Source organism: Bacillus sp. A260, assembly GCF_009861435.1.
In the GTDB taxonomy this organism is placed as follows: domain Bacteria; phylum Bacillota; class Bacilli; order Bacillales; family Bacillaceae_G; genus Bacillus_A; species Bacillus_A cereus.
This window is the reverse complement of sequence record NZ_CP046398.1, coordinates 50,386-72,897: the sequence shown is the minus strand read 5'-3', so window position 1 is coordinate 72,897 and position 22,512 is coordinate 50,386. Positions and strand designations below refer to the sequence as shown.

Sequence of the window (22,512 nt, the reverse complement as noted above, 5' to 3'; positions counted from 1 at the left end):
AATTCCCTTATTACAAATTCTCGATTAAATTTGTAATATCTTCTTTAGAGAACTTGTATCGTTCATTACAGAAATGACAGTGAACTTCTGTCTCTTCCTCTTCTTCACGAACTTGCTCTAACTCTGTTTTACCTAAACTAATTAATACACTCTCAATACGCTCGCGTGAGCATGTGCAATTAAATTGAACATCCATTGTTTCTAATACTTTTACTTTATCTTCTCCAAGAACTGCATATAGTAGCTCTTCCGGAGAAAGACCTTGTTCAATCAACGTTGATACAGGTGGAATCTTTTGTAAACGGTCTTCAATAAATGAAATCGTTTCATCTTGCGCACCCGGCATAATTTGAAGGATGAATCCACCTGCCGCTAATATGCTATCATCTCCATTTACAAGAACACCAACACCTACAGAAGAAGGCGTTTGTTCAGAAACTGCAAAATAATACGTAAAGTCTTCTCCTAATTCTCCTGAAACGATTGGAGATTGACCAATAAACGGCTCACGCATTCCAATATCTTTAATTACAGTTACAAACCCCTCTGTACCTACCGCTTGATATACACGTAACTTCCCTTGTTCTGTTCCTTCAAAATCAACATGCGGATTCGTTACATAACCACGTACATCTCCATTTGCATGAGCATCTACTAAGATAGGGCCAATTGGACCGTTACCTTCTACCTTAATCGTTAACTTTTGCTCACCCTTTAACATTGCGCCCATCATTGTACCCGCAGTCAAAGAACGCCCTAGTGCCGCTGAAGCTGTTCTCCATGTATCATGACGTCTTTGCGCCTCACTTACTGTATTTGTTGTACGTACACTATACGCACGCACTTCTCCATCAAATGCTAACGCTTTTACTAAATAATCTTTCATACGTATTTATTCACCTTTCTCATGCTGTAAATTTGCATTACGTTCATATAACATATACAAACCTTTTAACGTTAAAAACGGATCTACAATATCAATTACATTCGATTCTTCGGAAATTAATTTTGCCAATCCACCTGTTGCAATAACTTTAGGTTCTTGTCTAGCTTCTTCTTTCATACGCTTAACAATACCTTCCACTTGTCCAACATAACCATAAAGAATACCAGATTGCATCGCACTTACTGTATTTTTCCCAACAACACTGCTTGGTTTTGTAATTTCGATACGAGGAAGTTTTGCTGCTCTGCTATATAAAGCCTCTGCTGAAATCATAATTCCTGGCGTAATAACTCCACCCATATAATGTTTTTCTTCGTTAATATAACAATATGTAGTAGCCGTACCAAAATCAACAATAATGAGCGGACTTCCATATAAGTGGATTCCTGCTACTGCATTTACAATTCGGTCTGCGCCTACTTCACGCGGATTTTCATATTTAATATTTAGTCCTGTTTTTATCCCAGGCCCTACTACAAGCGGTTTAATTTTAAAATATTTTTCACACATGCGCTCTAAAGCAAACATAATTGGTGGTACGACTGAAGACACAATAATACCTTTCACATCTTCAAACGAAAGACCCTCATGCTCAAGCAATTGCTTTACAAGCATTCCATATTCATCTTCTGTCTTATGACGATCTGTTTCCATGCGCCAATGCTGACGAAGTTCCCCCTCTTCAAACACACCTAGTACAGCATTTGTGTTCCCTACATCCAATACAAAAATCATATTCTCACCACTTATCTTATTTAATCTATATTTGTGCAGTATGTATAAAACTTATAAAAACATCATATCACACATACTTATATAATCAGCTTTCCTATCCTCATCATTTTACAAAAAGATTGCTCTCTATTTCAATTTTTAATACTAGTTTTACTTAAATTACTTTATCCACTAAGTTCTCAATAGTAATTAACAAAGATTTTAACAAACAAAAAAGGAGTGACGATAGTCACTCCTTCACTTCTTACTTATCTTCTTTATCTTCATCGTCTTTCTTCATGTTGATGTTTACTTTCACATCATCTGAAGATGTTGGACGTTCTGGCAATCTGCCGTAATCACATAAATGATTGATTTGCTCTGCATCTAACGTTTCTACTTCAAGTAACGTTTGTGCGATAATATCTAGTTTATCACGGTTTTCAGTAAGAATTTGTTTTGCACGAGCATAACATTCTTTCATAATTGATTGCATTTCCATATCGATTTCATGTGCAATCGCATCACTATAGTTTTGTTCTGAGTGGAAGTCTCTTCCTAAGAACACTTGACCACCTTGCGAGCTACCAAATTGCATCGGTCCAAGTTTGTCACTCATACCAAATTCCGTAACCATACGTCTTGCAATACCAGTCGCACGTTGGAAGTCATTATGAGCACCTGTACTCACTTCACCAAATACAATCTCCTCAGCTACTCGGCCACCAAGTAAACCAGTGATTTTATCAAGTAACTCTGGTTTCGTCATGAAGTAACGATCTTCTTTCGGAAGCATTACCGCATATCCACCAGCCTGACCACGAGGGACAATTGTTACTTTATGAACGACATCTGCTTCATCAAGAACAACACCAATTACAGTATGACCTGCTTCATGGAAAGCAACGATATTACGTTCTTTTTCAGAGATAACACGACTTTTCTTAGCTGGACCTGCAATAACACGATCCGTCGCTTCATCGATATCACTCATATCAATTTTCTTCTTATCTTGACGTGCAGCTACTAAAGCAGCTTCGTTTAATAAGTTTTCAAGATCCGCACCAGAGAATCCTGGTGTACGAGTCGCAATTGCTCTTAAATTAATATGCTCATCAAGTGGTTTATTACGCGCATGTACTTTCAGTACAGCTTCACGGCCATTTACATCTGGACGATCTACTGTAATTTGACGGTCAAAACGACCTGGACGTAATAACGCTGGGTCAAGAATGTCTGGACGGTTTGTCGCAGCAACGATAATAATACCTTCGTTTGCACCGAATCCATCCATTTCAACAAGTAATTGGTTCAATGTTTGCTCACGCTCATCATGACCACCACCAAGACCTGCGCCACGTTGACGACCTACTGCATCAATTTCATCAATGAAAATGATACAAGGAGCATTTTTCTTTGCATTTTCAAATAAATCACGTACACGTGATGCACCGACACCGACAAACATCTCTACGAAGTCAGAACCACTGATAGAGAAGAATGGAACGCCAGCCTCACCTGCAACAGCACGTGCTAATAAAGTTTTACCTGTACCTGGAGGTCCAACTAATAGGACACCCTTTGGAATACGAGCACCAACTTCAGAGAACTTACGAGGGTCTTTCAAGAATTCAACTACCTCAACAAGTTCTTGTTTCTCTTCATCCGCACCAGCAACATCTCTGAAACGAACTTTTTTCTTTTCATCATTATATAACTTCGCCTTACTTTTCCCGAAGTTCATAACACGGCTACCGCCGCCTTGAGCTTTGTTTAATAAGAAGAAGAATAAAATGAAAGATGATCAATATGGAATGATTGAAGTAAAGAATGTTACCCAAGCACTTGTTTTCTTCTGCTGGTTGATACTTAACTTCGGCACCTTTCGCACTTTATCATTAATTTTCTTTGTAATTCCTCAGTATTTGGTGCATAAGTAAACAAATTGTTTCTCCTTGGCTAGAGTTATTAAATTGTCCTTTGTACCTCAAATACACCCATTTTCGGTTGAAGTTGCACATTAACGCACTTCACCGCTTTCTAGTTTAGTAATGAATTTGTCGTAGCTAACTGATGTCGTTTTTTGTGTCGAACCATTAAAATAGCTCACGATTCCAATTACTACTAAGAATCAGTAAATAAAAGATGGTATTACGGAAGATACGATTCATTCCTAACCTCCTCTCACGGCATAAACACTATAGTAAATCGTAACATAGAAAAACTTTCCTATACAATTGTGAAGCCTATATTTAATTAATTTGAGTAAACGCTTGGTTTTAATACGCCTACATAAGGAAGATTACGGTATTGCTCTTTATAATCTAATCCATATCCTACTACAAATTCATGTGGAACAGTAAATCCAACATAATCCGCTTTCAGATCAACCTTACGGCCTGTTGGCTTATCTAATAATGTAACAATTTTTACAGACTTCGCTTTACGATATTTGAATAAGTCTACTAAGTAGCTTAGTGTAAGACCACTATCAATAATATCTTCGACGATTAAATATCGCGACCTTCTACAGAAGTATCAAGATCTTTTAAAATTTTCACTTCGCCTGTTGAAACTGTAGAGTGACCGTAACTAGATACAGCCATAAAATCCATTTCAAGATATGTATGTTCTCTTTAATAAATCTGCCATGAATGGCATTGCGCCTTTTAATACACCAATTGCAAGAGGTACTGTGTTTTTATAATCCTCTGCAATAATTGCACCTAGTTCGCGCACCTTTTCTTGTATTTGCTCTTCAGAAATTAATACTTTTTCGATATCTTGATTCATCATTTCATTATCCTCCCGGAAGACTCCTTGCTTTTGTAGTGAATAATCATATATTTATCCTTCTTTGCCATCTCTTTCGAAATTGCAAATGCAGATCGTTTCAACAAGGGTACCCAAATAATAGTCCCACTTGCATCACAAACGACCGGCCATTCTTCTCTTTTTTTTCGGTACTTTCGCTTCGATAAAAATAGCTTTTATCTTTTTCGTGCCATTCATACCTTGTATTGACATGCGATCTCCATTTTCTCTAGAACGAATACGAAGTGGATATGATATATCATTATACTTAGCAACAAATACTGTTTCATTCATGTTACTTGGTATATCTTCGCTCACCTCTGTTACAAATTCATCCCCGTTCAATAGCGTAATGGTCCCGGGTACTAATAAATCTTGTGAAAAAGGAGAGACAATTTCTTGTTTAAATCTAAAGCTACACTCCTCGTATGAACGAACAATTTTCAAATCACCCGGAAAATCAAGTGAACCTGAAGGTTGTGTCCGCTTAAAAAACTCAATCAACTTGTCAATATGTATAGAAGAAAGAGAAGATGGAATCTTATATTCATAAAGATAGTTTAATATTAGTTGAATCCCTCTTCTTTGTAAAGGCATAGACATGGATTCAAAGGCAGGAATTGATAAGCTAATTTGTTTATCACTTTTTTTGTAATTACTTTATTCATTTTCTCAAAAGCTAATTCCTGCAAATAAGCCTCATCCTCTTGCATCTGCACGCTAAATTTTTGGAATTTCTCATGCATTTGTGGATTTTCTTCTTTCAAATGAGGAAGGACATATTTACGTAATCGATTCCTTGTATATACTTCCTTTTTATTACTCGGATCTATACGTGGCATTAAATTTAGCTTATTACAGTAATCAACAATTTCTTCCTTCGTTACGCCAAGTAACGGCCTAATTAAATATCCATTATGAAAAGGACGCTTCACTGCAATTCCTGCATATCCTTTCGGAGTACTCCCTCTTACAAGACGCATTAAAATTGTCTCGACTTGATCATCTCCATGATGTCCAAGAGCAACATATCTTGCATCATATTTCTTCATTATTCTTTCCAAAAATGCATATCTGCATTCTCTCGCAGCAACCTGTGCATTCATTCCGTATTGCTGTTGATATTGTGATACATTAATCCTTATCGTTTCACAAATAATTCCCAGTTCTTCACAAAGGCCCTGCACAAACTGTAAATCCTCATAAGATTCATCACCTCTAAACATATGATCCACATGAGCAACTACAATTTCCAACTGTTTTTCGCTCTTTTTTCTAATAAATAATATAAAAGCGCTAACGAGTCAGGACCACCAGAAACTCCCCCACAACAATTGTTGAATCATTCTTTAATACATCATGCTGCTTTACAAAGTCATCTACTTTTTCAACAAATGTATCTTTCAACTTCGCAATCACCTTTCATTAAACAAGAACAGCAACCTTAGTCACCTTGTCTACAATGGTACAACTTTTACAAACATTGTGCAAAAAAAAGATATACAAAAATTACATTTTTATCTTACATCCTCCGTGTATATTCACAAAATTAATAACATTACCTTTTCCCACAAAAAAACCTAGGTATTCACCTAGGTTTTTAAAATCAAATTATAGATAAACATTCCACTTACATTTTACTGCGCTTGCATTCCTACAATCGGAATCGTAGCCCACTTCGGCATATTTTTCTTCACTTTTGCCACTACAATAGTCATATCATCATTATATAACCATCACAAGAGCGAATCACTTCTTCCATAATGATATCAGCAATTTCTTGCGGGTCTTCGGTTTGCAATTCTTTAATTTTTCGTTTCATCCACAATTCATGATTCTCCACATGCTGTGCTCCTTCAAAAATCCCATCACTCATCATAATAAGAATATCGCCCGTTTTTAATTGTTCACCCACCACATCAACTTCAACATCTTCGATGATTCCCATCGGCAAATTACTTGCTTCAATTTTCAAAATATTATTTGCGCGTTTAACAAAACTCGGCGTTGATCCAATCTTTAAAAACCTTGCACTCGCATCCCGCAAATCTACCATAGCTAAATCTAATGTCGTAAACATTTCTTCTGTCGTTCTCAAAGAAAGAATTGAATTGATAGACTTAATTGCTATTTCTTCATCAATGCCTGATTGGAGTATTTTTTGTAATAATTTCACCGTTTCCTTACTTTCCATATGAGCTCTTTGCCCATTACCCATACCATCACTAATCGCAAGTGCATATTTACCAACACTTAAATCCATCATCGCATAAGAGTCACCCGAAACAAATCCACCGCCTTTTGCAGCTGTAGCCAATCCTGTATCAAGAGAATACGTCTTCGCCGAACCAAATGATATTAAACTATGGCCATTTGGATAAGAAGACTTTTCTTCATGTTTAACGACAATATTTTCTTTAAGGATATCTGAAAGCATCGGTGCAACTAACTTTTCACACTCACCATGTTCATTAGATGCAACTGGAATTAACATTTCAATATCAATACTTCCTCTATCTAAACAATAAATATCAACATGCTCTACTTCGACACCAAAATCTCGGAACGCTTGCATAATCTGTTCTTCCTGCACTTGATGATTTTCACGCTCTCGTTGTATCTCCTTAGCAAAATCCTCCATAACCTTTGATACACCTAATAGTTGCTCCGCTACTATTCTACGATTTTCCTTCATTTGTTTTCGTAATTTTTGTCCCTCATAGAAGTGATCTAATTCACCGGCTACTAAATCCGTCACTTTTTTCCCTCTCACACAATGCTTGTCCCACTCACGAACTAATTTACGATTATGTTGCAGGGTTCCTCCTTCCGTTTCATTCATTATTTGTTTCATATAATCGTACGTTTTATCAAAATTCACTACCCAGCATTGATCCTTTTTAAAGCATGTTTGACATGTTTTCGCAGTAATTGTACTCAAAAACAAATCTGCTTCTGTCTCTTTATCTTCTTCCTCTACATACCCATATACAGAAAAGCTATTAGATAAAGCAGCAAATACATTTGCAAATTGGTTGATTTTATTTGCTGTAACATCACGCATCCTTCTTAAAATTGTTGTTGATCTTGCGAATGCTCTTGTGTACCTGGCATAAATTTAGCAATACGATCCAAAACAAGCTTCGGTGTTAATAAGAAGATAACAATCGCTACACCTGACTCAATTAAAGTTGTTACAATATTTGTCTGTTTGTCTACATATAATGTAATTAAGCTTGTCCCAATTAATAAACCTAAACTAACACCTAAACGCTTTCCTTCTTTTAACAATCCACCAAGCAATCCAGAAAAAGCAAGAAGGCTAAGCTGAGACAAGCTAGACACATTTGCTAAACTTAATATTAGTCCTGTTACAACCCCCACTGTAGACCCTGTGGCAGCACCCGCAATAAATGCAAATACTAGCACTAAATACCTTGTAAAAATATGTTGAATAGAAGCATCATATACAAACCAATCTGTTGTACCCGTTAAAACAGATGCTAGTAATATAATCAAACAAACAATTTCTTCCGTCTCTAATGCCTGTTGTTTTCCTTTCCTTTCCACTAAAAGTGGGACACTTTGTAAAAATATCATAGTTAATACAAACTAAGCCCAGCCTCAATGGTACTAACGAGTAAATCGTACATGGTGACAGTTTGTTGTGCAAAATATACAACAACTAAGTGTGCGGTTAATGCGGAGATAAATACTTGAAATGGAACAAGTCCAACAGTTTTACGTGTAAATCGACTAAAGAAGATATTATAAATGAAGAAGGTAAAGATAGATGCAAAGGTAAAAAACAAATTATCTATCGATACTGAAAGAGCTCCTCCCATTAGAGCTAAAAATGCTAGCGGCATCTTATCCCGCTTCATAACATAAACAGCAGCAAAAAATGGCAGTGCAAACGGTAAAAATTTGTTAATATATATGCTCGTCCCAAAAGAAAACCAATAACAACAATAATAAATCCCCATCTAAAGAAAACTTGCTCAAATTTCATTCGCAACTTACTCGTCCCACTTTATTCCATCAAGCTGACTCTCATTCATTGCCAATGCACTTGTATTCATAGTATTCCTTCCTGCTTTAGGCATATTTTTAACACCACCTGCATAGTTTAATTACTGTCATTATAAAAGATGATTGTTGGTTTTTTTGTCAAAACAACAGTTTTCACTTTTATAATCGTTCGACTTTTTATTCGAAATAACTCTACAGATATACAGGGTATGTAAGTTATTTTCGAGATTTTAATTAAACATTCAGAAAATATAGGGTGATTTTGTAGAAGTGTTGTATATCTTAATTTATTTAACAAAAAAAGATCATGCAAATTTGCATGATCTTTTTAGATGACCCGTACGGGATTCGAACCCGTGTTACCGCCGTGAAAGGGCGGTGTCTTAACCACTTGACCAACGGGCCGTTAAATTAAATATAGCGGCGGAGGGGATCGAACCCCCGACCTCACGGGTAGAACCGTACGCTCTAGCCAGCTGAGCTACACCGCCATGTCGTCTTATTTAACGGACAATTAGTATCTTACATCAGATACTAATTAAAGTCAACACATCTCAAAAACTTTTTTGAAAATATTTTTTACATATAAAAAAGCACCCTGAGACATTACTCTGGGTACCTCTCTATATGTTAAAAACTAAACGTCCTTATTATCCGCGACGCGCGCCACGGCCACCACGTTTAGACTCTGTGTTACGCTTTAAAGAAGTTAAACGATCTTCGCTATCTTTTAAGAAGCGTGCCATCTTTTGCTCAAATGTTTCTTTCGGAGCTCGGTCGTTACCGCCACCGCGATTATCTCTGTTGAAAGAGCGATTATTACGTTGTGGACGTCCAGAACGTTGTTGATCACCACCGCGTTGGTATTCACCACGTGGACGATCTCCTTCTGTTTTTCACGTTTTCGCTTTTTTGATAGATAAACCAATCTTTCCATCTTTCAACATTAATAACTTTTACTTCTACTTGGTCGCCCACTTTTAAGTGATCGTTAATATCTTTTACATAGTTATCAGCAACTTCACTAATATGAACAAGACCCGTTAAGCCCTCTGGCAGCTCCACAAAAGCCCCAAAATTTGTAATACCTGTTACTTTACCCTGTAACTTGCTGCCTACCTCGATTGACATAAAAAAAATGCTCCTCCTTAGTGGTTAAAAAGTCAAATTTTACTTTATTATATATAATCCTAAAATATAGTGTCAATAAGACATACTCTACTTAGAAACAGGAAAAATTATCTCCCCTTTACCAGAGAAGAAATAATCCCTTCTAGCAATCTTTAATACGTACTCTTCATCATTTAACTTTTGAACTTCGTCTTTTAGACTTTTTTCTTTATTCGTTAATGAATCCAGTTCTTTTTTCATGTCCTTAACTTTTGCTTCTTTTGCTTTAATGGAACTGTTTTGTTGATAAAACGTTACACTAATACTCGCAATAATTGTAAAAGTAAAGACAAGAAAAACCGCTAAACGGCGATAAAGTCGCTTCCTGTTCTCATCCGTTTGTATTATATGCTCTTTAACAGGATTTGGACTCTGTTTTTCGATTGTTCTTTGTCTCAGTTCCCTCATTTCCGAGGTCCCCCTAACTTCTTTTTTATATGCTCCCATAGTTGGAAGATATGTCCCTTCAATTTTGCTATATATTGCAGGAACCCTATATGTTTCACTATAAAAAGTTTAACACGATTAGGGAGAAGTTTCCATATGAGCGAAGCAATAAATCGAACAGGCCAGAAAAAAACTTTCCATATGAAAAGTAATATCCAAATCACCATTTTCCATAACACATGTCCAATTGAAAGCAGTATACGAAATAAGAATAATATAAATGCAATAAATAGCTGCGCTATAATAATAACAGGTTTTATCATGAGTAGCTGTATAATTCGAACAAAAAAATATGTTGTTTGCATAAAAATATAGATGAGAAAATTTAACAGCTTCATGTATAGTGCCTTCAATAAGCTTTGATATGCCGCAAAACCACATAATAATGCCAAAAACACATATATACGTAGCTCAGCTTCATTTACGAGAAGCAATACATAAAAGACGAATAATGCTTGGACAATCCAAAATAATATATCATGTATAAATACAAGCCAACGTTTACGTTCTTGGCGCTTTAAAAAACGTTGATATGTATCTAAAGACGCTCCAATCCAAGCACCCATCCCAATCATTGAAAGCATTGTATACAACTGAATTGTTAAGCTCATTTAAACAACTTACTAAAGAAACCTTTAGTTTTTTCCCCTTGATTTTCATCAATATACAGCATCTCATTAACTTTCCCTTTAATCGACACAATACCTTTTTCCACATCTAAATTTTTCATTTGTAAATTTTGACCACGAATCGTTAAAAAACCCATTACGGTCTCTAGTAAAAACTCTTCGCTATCAAAACTCTCTACCTGCTTCACACCGGTAATATCGATTATACGCCTGCCACGCATAATAATGTCATGCTCTACAGAAACATTTTGTTGATTAGAAGACGTAGGTGAGTAACCATTATTCACGTAAATCCCCCCATAGGTTTTTACTAGCTAATAGTAATGTATGAGGGGATACATGATTTTAGAACAAGCCTTCTTCCGCTTTTACTTTTTCTTCACGAACTAAGCTATACATATTTGCTGCATCTTCTTTTTTAGTTGTTTCTTTTAATTCATTTATTTTCACAGTCACTATTTTTTGACCAAAACGAATTGTTAATTCATCAGCTACTTTCACATCAGAACTCGCTTTTGCCACTTGACCATTAATAGATATTCTTCCTTGATCAGCTACTTCTTTCGCTAATGTTCTTCTTTTAATTAAACGTGATACTTTTAAAAACTTATCTAGACGCATATCAAATCCCCCTATTAACGCTCTGTTTGTTTCGCTTCTTCCCATAAAACATCTAACTGTTCTAATGATAAATCTTTCATCTCTTTATTCATTTCAGCTACTTTTGCCTCCATGTATAAAAAACGACCAGTAAATTTCTCATTAGTTGAACGTAACGCCTCTTCTGGATCTATTTTGTAATGACGAGCTATATTAACAAATGCAAATAGTAAATCACCAAACTCACCCAGCATCTTTTCCTCATCCATATTTGTAACCTCTTGTTGGAACTCTTGCCATTCTTCCAAAGCTTTCTCTATCATCGGTTGCACATCAACCCAATCAAATCCAACCTTACCAGCTTTCTTCTGAATTTCATAGGCGCGTAGTAACTGCGGCAAACTTTTTGGAACGCCATTTAAAACAGATTCTTTCACGAATCCTTTTTCTTGTTTTTTAATTTCTTCCCAATTTGCAATCACTTCATCAGCGCTGTTTACATCCGTATTTCCAAACACATGCGGATGGCGACGAACCATTTTCTCAGATAGAGTTCGAATGATATCATCTATAGAGAACCAACCTTCATCTTCTCCGATTTGAGCATGAAGCATAACTTGTAATAATATATCACCTAATTCTTCTACTAAGTGATCATCATCCTCTTCATCGATTGCTTCCAACACTTCATAAGCTTCCTCAATTAAATATTTCTTTAATGATTGATGTGTTTGCTTTTTATCCCACGGACAACCATTTGGACCACGAAGTTCCGCAATAATTTCTCTAAGAACATCAAACTGTTGATACAAGGACGCACGCTCCTGAACTGGCGGCACGTACACACTCGTTAAATTATTCAATTCCGTTTCATGATCTAACATGTACAACGGTACCTTCTTTACTTGTTCAAATGAAGTTCCTGCAGCTGTTACGATATACACTTCATAATCATCTGGTAACATCTCCATTAATGTTAATTTCACATCAGATGCAACGAATGCATCATATACTTGGCAAAAGATTAAATGTTGACGCAGTTCTAATTGCCCTCTTTCAAATGATGTAGCATCAAGTAATTGGAATCCTTCAATCGGATCAATCTTTAGACTTGCAAACATAGGATCAAGGAAACTTTGTCCACCCTCAATTCGCACTTCAACATTTGAAACTTCTCCTTTTTCTAACAGTAGCTGAACTGTTCTTTCTGCTACAAGTGGATGCCCGGGAACAGCATAGATAATTTCTGTACCTTCAGCTTGTTCTAGCAATTTATTCGCAATTGTTTCATATACAATTTCAAACGTATCATGCGCTTCATATACAGCATCAAAAGACGTATATTGTACGCCTTCTTTCTCCAATTCTTCTATAACTGGATGTTCCTTCGTTCTAACAAACAGATGGTCTGCTTCTTTTATTTTTCGATATACACCCATCGTTAGCTGATCTAATTCACCAGCTCCTAAACCTAAAATAGTAATGATTCCACTCACAACCAGTCACCTCTATCCACTCTTCTTCAATGAACCTTCTTTTTTCTCTTGTTTCATAACGGTTCCTAATTCTTTTTTTGTAAATACATGTAATTTCAAAATAAAAAACATATATGTCAATCCGCCGATGGCTACACCTAACAACGCTTCAAGCGTCGCGCTTCCTCTATGTTCCGTATTAATTACTAATCCAGACATCTGTAACACACGTGTGAACATCATTAATACAAACCCCATACAGATACCACTAATTACTATCCCTAACATATTTCGCTTATTGATAAGTGACCCTGATACAGCTCTCGTAAGCAACAAACTATTTAATCCAGAGATTATAATTAACGCACATAAAGTCGCAAAAGCTGCACCTTTCACACCAAAATAAGGCATGAATATATAATTTAACGCTAACTTTAAGCAACCTCCAAATACAACAAATAACGCTGGCTTAAACGTTTGCCCTAATCCTTGTAAAATAGAAGCTGTCGTAATTGACAATGAACTAAATAAAATAGATAACGATAAAATAGATAAAACATCTGATCCATCACTGTTTTCAAACAACATAATATTGGTAGGTTGAATAATACAAGTTAGTCCAATAGCTGCTGCAAGTCCAATAACAAATGTTATTTTCATTGCTAACTTTACCTTTTCTTGAATAAAGGAAAGATCTCCTCTTTCCTTCGCCGCTGTAATAATCGGAATAAGTGACAACGAGAAAGAAGTCGTCACAACAGTACCTAATTGCATTAGCGGAATACTTCTATCATAAACACCCTTTAATACCTTTGCATTTTCAGCCTGTTCTCCCGCACCAATAAGTAAGCTGTAAAAGGACACTGAATCAGCCATCTGTATAAAAATAAGCACTAAATTACTAACACAAATCGCTAACCCCTGCCAAAAAAGGATTTTAACTATCTTCCTTTTACCCTTAATTCTCGCTGCACTTTTGAAGAATATAGAACGAAAATCTTGACGCATATACAATATAAGTACAATAATCCCAATAAGTCCACCCGCAATTGAGCCTAACATAGCCCCTGCACCAACTGTATATAAATCAAATCCGTGAGCAATTAGGAATAGCGATAAAAATACAATAATAGAAACTCGAATTGTTTGTTCTATTACTTGCGAAACAGCCGTTGGCATCATATTATTGAATCCTTGAAAATACCCTCTTGCTACAGACAAAAATGGCATCAATAAGAATGAAAATGAAATAACACGTAGTAACTTATCTAAGTGTATATCGCCCATAGCTACCGCAATTGTTTCGGCCCCAAAAAACAGTGTAAAGAAGCCTATAAAACCAATCCCTAATAAGAACCAAAAAGATACACAAATAATTTCTTCTGCTTCTTTTTGTTTTCCCCGCTCTAGTCGTTCTGCAACCATTTTCGAAATGATAACAGGAAATCCATAAGTAGCTAAAATTAAACAAAATCCATAAAACGGGTAAATTTGTTGGTAAATATAAAACCCAATATCCCCCGCTATATTTTGATATGGAATACGGTAAAAAGCGCTTAATACTTTTGTAACGAAACTTGCAATCGTTAATATAATAGCCCCACGCCAAAAGGCTTGATACTTCTTCGCTTCCATACAAGAAAACTCCTTTTTCTATTCTCACCTCTCGTATTATATCATAAAGAAAAGAACAAACTCCCTTACCAACACGGGTAATAATGAGTTCCTAAATGTTAAAAATATTCAACGAAAAAAGGTAGCAAAGTGCTACCTTCATTCAATATACATATATCTCCAAATAATTGATTTCTCAAAAAGAAAGATCATAATTAGGAAAGATTGCTACTTCTAAAATCAATATACCCTTACTGTTCCATTTGTTTCGCTAAGAAACTGGCAGCAGTATTAACCGCTTTATGCTCGATCTCGCTTATAATGGCTTCTTTTGAAAAAATAATGACGGCTCCAATCGGATCTCCGTTTGCAACAATCGGTCCAACTGTATAAGAATGAACCTTTTCTGTTACACCATCAATAATGGAAATATCACTTTCATCCGTCATAATAACAGACTTTCGTTCTTCCATCGTTTTTTCAATTAAATCGCCAACACTTTTATTTAAGTATTCTTTTTTCGATACGCCTGATACTGCGATGATAGAATCTCGATCACACACAAGCACATTATGTCCTAAGCTGTCATATAAAGCATCAGCATATTCTTTTGCAAAATCACCTAGCTCACTAATTGGAGAATATTTCTTTAAAATTACCTCTCCATCGCGATCAACAAATATTTCTAGTGGGTCTCCTTCTCGAATACGTAAAGTTCTACGAATTTCCTTCGGGATTACTACCCTGCCTAAATCATCAATTCGACGTACGATTCCAGTTGCTTTCATTCTAATGCTGCCTCACTTTCTACTGATGATCAAAGTGGTGAATTTACCTGTTCATGTAAAAATCACCAACTGTTAGACATAGTATTTTACACATTAGTTCTTCTATGCACGTCGAATTGTATTTTTTTATCTTATTTTAGGCATTTATTACTTCTTTTTTTACATCTGGTAAGCCTTTTAATAAATTTTCAGCAATTGTTAACCACTTCGATGTCTCTAAGCCATTTGTTTTCATAACAATTTTCAATTGTGATCCTTCCATTCCTAAACCGATCATACGTCCAAAACTATTTCCGAGCATGAATAATTTTCCACCATCAATATTTTGACTTGCTTGTTCAGAAAACAGGAATGTTACTTCAAATTTATTCTGCTTAATTAATTCAATTTGTTCTTTCATTGCCAACACTTTAATATTTGCAATTTGTAATAAATAACCAACTTCTTGTGGATAATCGCCAAATCTATCGATCATTTCTTCCTGCAATTCTTCAATATCCTCAATTGCAGAAACACCTCTAAATTGTTTATACATCATAATTTTTTGCTTACTATCTGAAATATAAGCATCTGGTAAATATGCATCTACCTCTAAGTCAATTTCAACATTAACTATATTTTCAGCCCCATCTGTTCCTCTACGCTGTTCAATTGCATCTTTTAACATTTGCGAATATAGATCAAATCCGACAGAATCAATAAATCCATGCTGTTCTGCCCCTAACAAATTACCTGCTCCACGAATAGATAAATCTCTCATCGCAATTTTGAAACCAGATCCAAGTTCCGTGAACTCTTTAATTGCTTGTAGACGCTTCTCTGCAACCTCTGACAGCACTTTGTCACGTTTATATGCAAAGTATGCATACGCAACACGATTAGAACGTCCAACACGCCCACGAAGCTGATACAACTGTGATAATCCCATACGATCTGCATCAAATACAATTAACGTATTTACATTCGGAATATCTACACCCGTCTCAATAATTGTTGTACTTACAAGAACATCATGCTGTCCTTCTAAAAATGATAGCATAACAGACTCTAATTCGCTTTCGTTCATTTTCCCATGTGCGTACGTTACGCGGGCATCTGGAACTAACATCGAAATTTCATCTGCTTTTCTTTCAATATCCTCTACACGGTTATATAGGAAGTAAACTTGACCACCTCTTGCAAGCTCTCGCTCTATTGCCTCTCGCATTAACGCTGGATTATACTCGACTACATACGTTTGGACTGGGAAACGATTTTCTGGTGGTGTCTCAATAACAGATAAGTCGCGCACACCAAGCATAGACATATGAAGCGTCCGCGGAATCGGAGTTGCCGTTAATGTTAATACGTCAACATTTGCCTTCAATTGTTTAATTTTTTCTTTATGTGTTACACCAAATCTTTGTTCTTCATCAATAATAAGAAGCCCTAAATCTTTATACGTAACATCTTTAGATAAAATACGATGTGTTCCGATTACGATATCTACTGTTCCATCCTTTAAGCCCTTAATTGTTTCATTTTGTTGTTTTCTCGTACGGAATCTACTTAATAAGCCTATATTGATCGGATAATCTTGAAAACGCTCTCGAATTGTTTCATAGTGTTGCTGCGCAAGAATCGTTGTCGGTACTAAAATTGCAACTTGTTTTTCATCCATAATTGCTTTAAATGCCGCACGAATAGCCACTTCAGTCTTTCCATACCCTACGTCACCACAAAGGAGCCTATCCATCGGGCGTCCGCGTTCCATATCTTTTTTAATCTCGTCAATAGAACGTAACTGATCCTCTGTCTCTTGATATGGGAAAGAGGATTCGAACTCTTGTTGTTCTGCCGTATCTGGCGTATATGCATAGCCTTTTGAAGCTTCGCGCTCAGCATATAGTTTAATTAGGTCATCCGCAATGTCTTGTACAGATTTTTCAACTTTCGTTTTAACCTTTTTCCAATCATTACCGCCTAATTTATAAACTTTCGGATCCTTACCTTCAGATCCCACATATTTTTGGACTTGATCAATTTGTTCAATTGGAACGTATAGCTTATCATTACCTTGATATTTAATATTTAAATAATCTTTGTGAACACCATTAATCTCTAATGTCTCAATACCTAAAAATTTACCTATACCATGATTTACGTGAACTACATAATCTCCAACTTTTAATTCCGAATAACTTTTAATACGTTCAGCATTCGATAACTTTTGTTTACGTTGTGATTTTTTAACTTTCTTATGAAAAAGCTCCTTTTCAGTAATGACAACAAGCTTTTGCATCGGCATTTCAAATCCTGCATGTAAATCACCTACAGCAATTTGTAACCTTCCAGGCAATAAGATATCTGTACCTTCTACAATATCTGCCTCAATATCATAATCACTTAAAATATGTTGTAATTTTTTCACACGTTCATCATCTGTTCCAAGTACAACAGTCGTAAAATACCCTTCATTCCATCTATCAATTTCTGTTTTTAACAAATTCATCTGTCCATGGAAATCTTGCATTGTTTTACATGTTACATTAACAATATTTTGCGGATGTGTGTGTGCGATATGACGCAAGAATAACGTTAAATATACAAAACTTCTTTTTTTATGATGAAGAAACCCCTCGAATGGGTGAGAGAAAGATAAATCTTGAATAATTGTTCCTTCACCAAGAAGTGATATATACCATTCCGCCTCTTCTGTTTCAAGATGCGATGCTGTTTCTTGAATACGGGAAATCTCGTCTAAAATTACAACACCGTCTTCTGGTAAATAATCTATCAGACTAGCAGGTTCTTTATAGAAAATAGATAAGTATTTAAACATCTGTTCTATACTTTGCCCGTTTTTCAACATCTCAATTTCATGACTTACCGTCTCAAGCACTGTAGTCTTTAGTTTATCATCAGAAAGTTTTTGCATCGTCTTAGTTAAACCTTCTTCAAGATGCTGAATTCCTGATTTTAATTCTTCCTGTGAAAATAAAAACTCTGTTGCCGGACCAAACCTAACGCTTTCTTTTTTACCTTGAGAACGCTGTTCATCCACATCAAATAATCGAATAGAATCGACTTCTGTATCAAAGAATTCAATACGAAATGGTAGTTCTTCAGTTAAAGGATAAATATCTAATATTCCCCCACGCAAACTGAACTCCCCTGGAGCTTCTACCATCGACTTACGTTCATAGCCAATATGATGTAAAGTATGCAAGAGCGCATCTAAATCAATCTCTTGCCCTAGATTGATTTCAACTTGCTTTTGCTTCCACAATTCTTTTATTGGTAAAAATCTACGCAATCCTGCCACTGGCGCTACAATGATTCCATTCTCTCCCGCAGCCAAGCGATTTAACACTTCTATACGTTGCGCCTTCAATTCTGGACTTGCAACCCCAATTTCCGATGCTATCAGTTCATTCACTGGATATAGCCACACATCTTTTTCACCAAGTAATGCCACTAAATCTTCATGTACTTTTTGTGCTTGGTATAAGTTATGTGTCACGATTAATTGTGATTTTTTTGTTTTTTTATATAAAGCCGCCATTAATAACGAACGAGAAGACGTTGCCATCCCTGATATAAGTTGTTCTTTTAACCCATCTTCTAATCCATTAATAACCGATTGTATCTCTTCATTTTTATAAAATTGCTCTAATAAACCTATCATTTTTAAAACTCCTCTCAACATAAAGAGCAAGTCATTCTATTTTATGCAAATATTTTGGAAAAGGAAAACAGAAAAATGCTTTGGACATGCCAAAGCGACAACATTTTATTGCAGAAATTTTTCATACTCATAATACTCAGGATAAGATGCGAGCGTTTCTTGACACGATTCACAAATCGTTTTTATATATATATTTCCATTCTCATGAAAATGAATCATTTCTACTACTTCTTGCTCTGTTAGTTGAAATAAAACGTCGCTATATACTTTTTCTGCGTTAATGGAGCCTACATTACCTCCGCAGTGTCTGCAATAATAATACCCTTCCATACTAGCCTCCTAAAAATTCAATTACTACTAGTATGGGTAAAACAAAAGAGAAATATTCCCAATCTCATTTTTAACTATTGAAAGTATTCATGATTTGGAGAAAAGGCTTATTTAGCCACTCTTCACATGCATCCGCTGCTTTTTCAATAGAATGGTTAACATCCGGAATCTCTTCAGATGTAAAGCGTCCTAATACATAATCGACTACCTTCATTCCATTTTTCGGGCGATCGATTCCCATACGGATACGTTGAAATTCTTGTGTTCCTAGGTGCGAAATCGTTGACTTTACACCATTATGTCCACCAGCACTACCTTTCATGCGAAGACGCAATTTACCTACAGGAATGTCCAAATCGTCGTACATAACAACGAAGTCCTCAACATCAATTTTATAATAATCCATGAGTGGACGAATACTTTCCCCAGATAAGTTCATGTATGTTAGCGGCTTTAATAAGATTACCTTTTCTCCATTAACAAACCCTGCACCAAATACACCTTTAAATTTTTGTTCATTCAAAGAAATGTTCCAACGCTTCGCAAGTTCATCAATGGCCATAAATCCAATATTATGCCTTGTTAATTCATATTCTCTACCTGGGTTCCCAAGTCCTACTATCAATTTCATTCTTGTACCACTACTTTCTTTTTTCGATACGAAAAGACGTAACCAATTTTGGTTACGTCTCATTCTATCCAATTAATTGAATAATACACTCACAGATTCTTCTTCGTATACACGAATGATTGCTTCTCCGATTAATGGAGCAACTGAAAGTTCATGTACTTTGTCGATTTTCTTCTCTTCTGGTAATACGATAGAGTTCGTTACAACTAACTCTTTAATATTTGAATTTTGAATACGCTCAATTGCTGGACCAGATAATACTGGGTGTGTACAGCAAGCATATACTTCAGAAGCACCGTTCTCAACAAGAGCGTTTGCTGCTAATGTAATTGTACCAGCTGTATCAATGATGTCATCAATTAAAATCGCTGTTTTACCTTCAATATTACCGATAATGTTCATTACCTCTGATACGTTCGGGCGAGGACGACGCTTATCAATAATAGCGATTGGCGCTTTTAGACGATCTGCCATTTTTCTTGCACGAGTTACACCACCATGGTCAGGAGACACGATTACGATATCTTTAAGACCTTTTGTTTCAAAGTAATCTGAAAGAATCGGTACACCCATTAAGTGGTCGATTGGGATATCAAAGAACCCTTGAATTTGTGGAGCATGTAAATCTAGAGTGATTACACGAGTTGCACCTGCTGTTTCAAGCAAGTTTGCTACAAGTTTCGATGTAATTGGTTCACGAGAACGCGCTTTACGGTCTTGACGCGCATAACCATAGTAAGGAATAACAATATTAATTGTTTTCGCAGATGCACGTTTTAATGCATCAATCATAATAAGTAATTCCATGATATGTTCGTTTACTGGGAAGCTTGTAGATTGAATAATGAATACATCGCAACCACGGATACTTTCTTCAATGTTAATTTGAACTTCTCCATCACTAAAACGATCAACAGAACATTTTCCTAGCCCTACTCCAATATGCTTTGCAATCTGCTCAGCAAGTTCCTTATTAGAGTTTAAAGAGAATACTTTCAAATTAGAATTTAGATATTGAGTCGACATCTAGATTAACCCTCCACATTATGATTTTTTCTTATTCAGCAATTGATCAACATAGTCTTCTTTGTTAACTTGACGTGCACGTGCTACCGATAATGCTTTTGATGGAACATTCTCTGTAATTGTAGAGCCTGCTGCCACATAAGCACCATCTTCAACTGTTACTGGAGCAACAAGGTTTGAATTACATCCAATAAATACCCCATTACCAATCACAGTTTTGAATTTATTCTTACCGTCATAGTTCACCGTAATTGAACCACAACCAAGATTCACGTCTTCTCCAACTTGTGCATCCCCGATATAACTCAAGTGTGAAGCTTTACTTCTATTACCAAAGACAGTTTTTTTGATTTCCACGAAGTTTCCAACGCGTACTTCGTCTCCAATAACTGAATCTGGGCGAATATGTGCAAATGGACCAACCGATACTTCTGTACCAAGCTTACTATCATGTACAGTAGATTGTCGAATTGTCGTACGATCTCCAATTTCACTATCGCGAATTACTGTATGCGGTCCAATTTCACAATCAGAGCCAATTACAGTGTTCCCCTCAATAATTGTTCCTGGATGAAGAACTGTATCACTACCGATAACTGCATCAGCAGAAATATAAGTGTTACTTGGATCAATAATTGTAACACCGTTTACCATGTTCTTTCGGTTGATACGGTTTTTCATAATAATTTCCGCTTGCGATAGAGCGACTCTGTCGTTAACACCTAACGTTTCGTCGAACTGCTCTGTTTGATAAGCTGATACGATATGACCTTCATTTTTTAAAATCTCAATAACATCTGGAAGGTAATATTCACCTTGCACGTTATCATTTGAAACTTTAGAAAGTGAAGCAAATAAAGCCTTATTATCAAAACAATACGTACCTGTATTGATTTCTTTAATAGCTAATTCTTTCTCATTTGCATCTTTATGCTCAACAATCTTTTCAACATGACCATTCTCATTACGAACAATACGGCCATATCCAGCAGGCTCTTCTATGTATGCTGTTAGCACCGTCGCCATTGCTCCTGCTTCTTTATGTTGCTGAAGTAATGCTTCCATTGTTTCAGCAGTTATTAGAGGCGTATCACCACAAATAACTAAAGTTGTTCCTTCTTCATTTGCAAGTACACTTGCAGCTTGATCTACAGCATGTGCTGTACCAAGTTGTTCTGCTTGTAATGCAAATTCACTTACGTTCCCTAGCTGTTCTTGTACCATTTCAGCACCATGTCCAACAACCGTTACAAGTTTCTGCAATCCTAATTGAGATACTTGATCGACTACGTGTTGTACCATAGGTTTTCCACATACAGGATGCAGCACTTTGTATAGCTTAGACTTCATACGTGTGCCTTTACCTGCAGCTAGAATCACTGCAAATCTGTTTGACATATAGACCCTCCATCGCAACCTATTTATCCATTAAAGATATTATCCTAAATCATCATATATTTCAAGAAACACATTTTAACTATTAAATTTTACCATAATTCTTATAAGATGTTTTACTCTTTAGTATCTTTTTTAAGAAATAAGCTATACTATTTAAAATGATTTTGAAAAAATTAGTAGTTTCTTCTTTTTATGTTAATAAATTATGCAGTTTCCAAATATAAAGCAAAA

The 22,512-nt window shown here is 35.9% G+C and carries 14 protein-coding genes, 2 tRNA genes and 5 pseudogenes; all 21 read right to left on the bottom strand.

Annotated features, from left to right (window positions below):
* Positions 1-10 precede the first annotated feature (10 nt).
* On the bottom strand, positions 11-886 hold the full coding sequence (hslO, locus tag GD442_RS00380) for a redox-regulated molecular chaperone HslO (RefSeq protein WP_000656372.1): 876 nt from the start codon (positions 884-886) through the stop codon (positions 11-13).
* Positions 887-892: 6 nt separating this feature from the next.
* The gene (locus GD442_RS00375; protein ID WP_000578368.1) at positions 893-1,681 is read right to left on the bottom strand and encodes a type III pantothenate kinase; all 789 of its coding nucleotides are present in this window, start codon (positions 1,679-1,681) and stop codon (positions 893-895) included.
* Positions 1,682-1,925: 244 nt separating this feature from the next.
* Positions 1,926-3,831, bottom strand: a pseudogene (gene ftsH, locus GD442_RS00370) (ATP-dependent zinc metalloprotease FtsH).
* 85 nt (positions 3,832-3,916) lie between these two features.
* Positions 3,917-4,456, bottom strand: a pseudogene (gene hpt, locus GD442_RS00365) (hypoxanthine phosphoribosyltransferase).
* Positions 4,453-5,881, bottom strand: a pseudogene (gene tilS / locus GD442_RS00360) (tRNA lysidine(34) synthetase TilS). The pseudogenes hpt and tilS overlap by 4 nt, the downstream one beginning before the upstream one ends.
* Before the next feature lie 230 nt (positions 5,882-6,111).
* Positions 6,112-8,580 (bottom strand): annotated as a pseudogene (gene spoIIE / locus GD442_RS00355) (stage II sporulation protein E).
* 259 nt (positions 8,581-8,839) lie between these two features.
* Positions 8,840-8,911: transfer RNA gene (locus GD442_RS00350), tRNA-Glu, on the bottom strand.
* 13 nt (positions 8,912-8,924) lie between these two features.
* Positions 8,925-8,997, bottom strand: a tRNA-OTHER gene (locus GD442_RS00345).
* A 159-nt stretch (positions 8,998-9,156) separates the two neighbouring features.
* A pseudogene (locus GD442_RS00340) lies at positions 9,157-9,637 on the bottom strand (S1 domain-containing RNA-binding protein).
* Positions 9,638-9,724: 87 nt separating this feature from the next.
* A complete protein-coding gene (gene divIC / locus GD442_RS00335) occupies positions 9,725-10,084 on the bottom strand; it encodes a cell division protein DivIC (protein ID WP_001208739.1) in 360 nt (119 codons plus the stop codon).
* On the bottom strand, positions 10,081-10,734 hold the full coding sequence (gene yabQ, locus GD442_RS00330; RefSeq protein WP_000059772.1) for a spore cortex biosynthesis protein YabQ: 654 nt from the start codon (positions 10,732-10,734) through the stop codon (positions 10,081-10,083). The genes divIC and yabQ overlap by 4 nt, the downstream gene beginning before the upstream one ends.
* Positions 10,731-11,039: a sporulation protein YabP gene (yabP, locus tag GD442_RS00325; protein WP_001059104.1), complete on the bottom strand. Its 309-nt coding sequence runs from the start codon at positions 11,037-11,039 to the stop codon at positions 10,731-10,733. Before yabP ends, yabQ begins: the two co-directional genes overlap by 4 nt.
* A 58-nt stretch (positions 11,040-11,097) precedes the next feature.
* Positions 11,098-11,373, bottom strand: a complete 276-nt coding sequence (locus tag GD442_RS00320; RefSeq protein WP_001234876.1) for an RNA-binding S4 domain-containing protein — start codon at positions 11,371-11,373, stop codon at positions 11,098-11,100.
* Between the two features lie 14 nt (positions 11,374-11,387).
* Positions 11,388-12,848, bottom strand: coding sequence for a bifunctional methyltransferase/pyrophosphohydrolase YabN (gene yabN, locus GD442_RS00315; RefSeq protein WP_000014239.1), 1,461 nt, complete (start codon positions 12,846-12,848; stop codon positions 11,388-11,390).
* A gap of 12 nt (positions 12,849-12,860) precedes the next feature.
* Complete coding sequence (locus GD442_RS00310) at positions 12,861-14,462, bottom strand: putative polysaccharide biosynthesis protein (RefSeq protein WP_074553638.1); 1,602 nt, start codon at positions 14,460-14,462, stop codon at positions 12,861-12,863.
* Between the two features lie 230 nt (positions 14,463-14,692).
* Entirely contained in the window at positions 14,693-15,229 is a 537-nt protein-coding gene (gene spoVT, locus GD442_RS00305) for a stage V sporulation protein T (RefSeq protein ID WP_000648302.1), read from the bottom strand.
* A 136-nt stretch (positions 15,230-15,365) separates the two neighbouring features.
* Entirely contained in the window at positions 15,366-18,896 is a 3,531-nt protein-coding gene (gene mfd / locus GD442_RS00300; protein ID WP_159365027.1) for a transcription-repair coupling factor, read from the bottom strand.
* A 105-nt stretch (positions 18,897-19,001) separates the two neighbouring features.
* Positions 19,002-19,226: an anti-sigma-F factor Fin family protein gene (locus GD442_RS00295; RefSeq protein ID WP_000399438.1), complete on the bottom strand. Its 225-nt coding sequence runs from the start codon at positions 19,224-19,226 to the stop codon at positions 19,002-19,004.
* 70 nt (positions 19,227-19,296) lie between these two features.
* Positions 19,297-19,857 carry an aminoacyl-tRNA hydrolase gene (pth, locus tag GD442_RS00290; RefSeq protein WP_000767702.1) on the bottom strand — a complete coding sequence of 187 codons (561 nt, stop codon included), beginning with the start codon at positions 19,855-19,857 and terminating at the stop codon, positions 19,297-19,299.
* A 72-nt stretch (positions 19,858-19,929) separates the two neighbouring features.
* Positions 19,930-20,883, bottom strand: a complete 954-nt coding sequence (locus GD442_RS00285; RefSeq protein ID WP_000107420.1) for a ribose-phosphate diphosphokinase — start codon at positions 20,881-20,883, stop codon at positions 19,930-19,932.
* 18 nt (positions 20,884-20,901) lie between these two features.
* Positions 20,902-22,281 carry a bifunctional UDP-N-acetylglucosamine diphosphorylase/glucosamine-1-phosphate N-acetyltransferase GlmU gene (glmU, locus tag GD442_RS00280; protein ID WP_000071041.1) on the bottom strand — a complete coding sequence of 460 codons (1,380 nt, stop codon included), beginning with the start codon at positions 22,279-22,281 and terminating at the stop codon, positions 20,902-20,904.
* Between the last annotated feature and the right edge of the window lie 231 nt (positions 22,282-22,512).

Bases quoted from the DNA above. Each gene is read 5' to 3' on its own strand.
- hslO (WP_000656372.1), bottom strand. From the start codon at position 886: ATGAAAGATTATTTAGTAAAAGCGTTAGCATTTGATGGAGAAGTGCGT.
- GD442_RS00375 (WP_000578368.1), bottom strand. From the start codon at position 1,681: ATGATTTTTGTATTGGATGTAGGGAACACAAATGCTGTACTAGGTGTG.
- divIC (WP_001208739.1), bottom strand. From the start codon at position 10,084: ATGAGGGAACTGAGACAAAGAACAATCGAAAAACAGAGTCCAAATCCT.
- yabQ (WP_000059772.1), bottom strand. From the start codon at position 10,734: ATGAGCTTAACAATTCAGTTGTATACAATGCTTTCAATGATTGGGATG.
- GD442_RS00320 (WP_001234876.1), bottom strand. From the start codon at position 11,373: ATGCGTCTAGATAAGTTTTTAAAAGTATCACGTTTAATTAAAAGAAGA.
- GD442_RS00310 (WP_074553638.1), bottom strand. From the start codon at position 14,462: ATGGAAGCGAAGAAGTATCAAGCCTTTTGGCGTGGGGCTATTATATTA.
- spoVT (WP_000648302.1), bottom strand. From the start codon at position 15,229: ATGAAAGCAACTGGAATCGTACGTCGAATTGATGATTTAGGCAGGGTA.
- mfd (WP_159365027.1), bottom strand. From the start codon at position 18,896: ATGATAGGTTTATTAGAGCAATTTTATAAAAATGAAGAGATACAATCG.
- GD442_RS00295 (WP_000399438.1), bottom strand. From the start codon at position 19,226: ATGGAAGGGTATTATTATTGCAGACACTGCGGAGGTAATGTAGGCTCC.
- pth (WP_000767702.1), bottom strand. From the start codon at position 19,857: ATGAAATTGATAGTAGGACTTGGGAACCCAGGTAGAGAATATGAATTA.
- GD442_RS00285 (WP_000107420.1), bottom strand. From the start codon at position 20,883: ATGTCGACTCAATATCTAAATTCTAATTTGAAAGTATTCTCTTTAAAC.
- glmU (WP_000071041.1), bottom strand. From the start codon at position 22,281: ATGTCAAACAGATTTGCAGTGATTCTAGCTGCAGGTAAAGGCACACGT.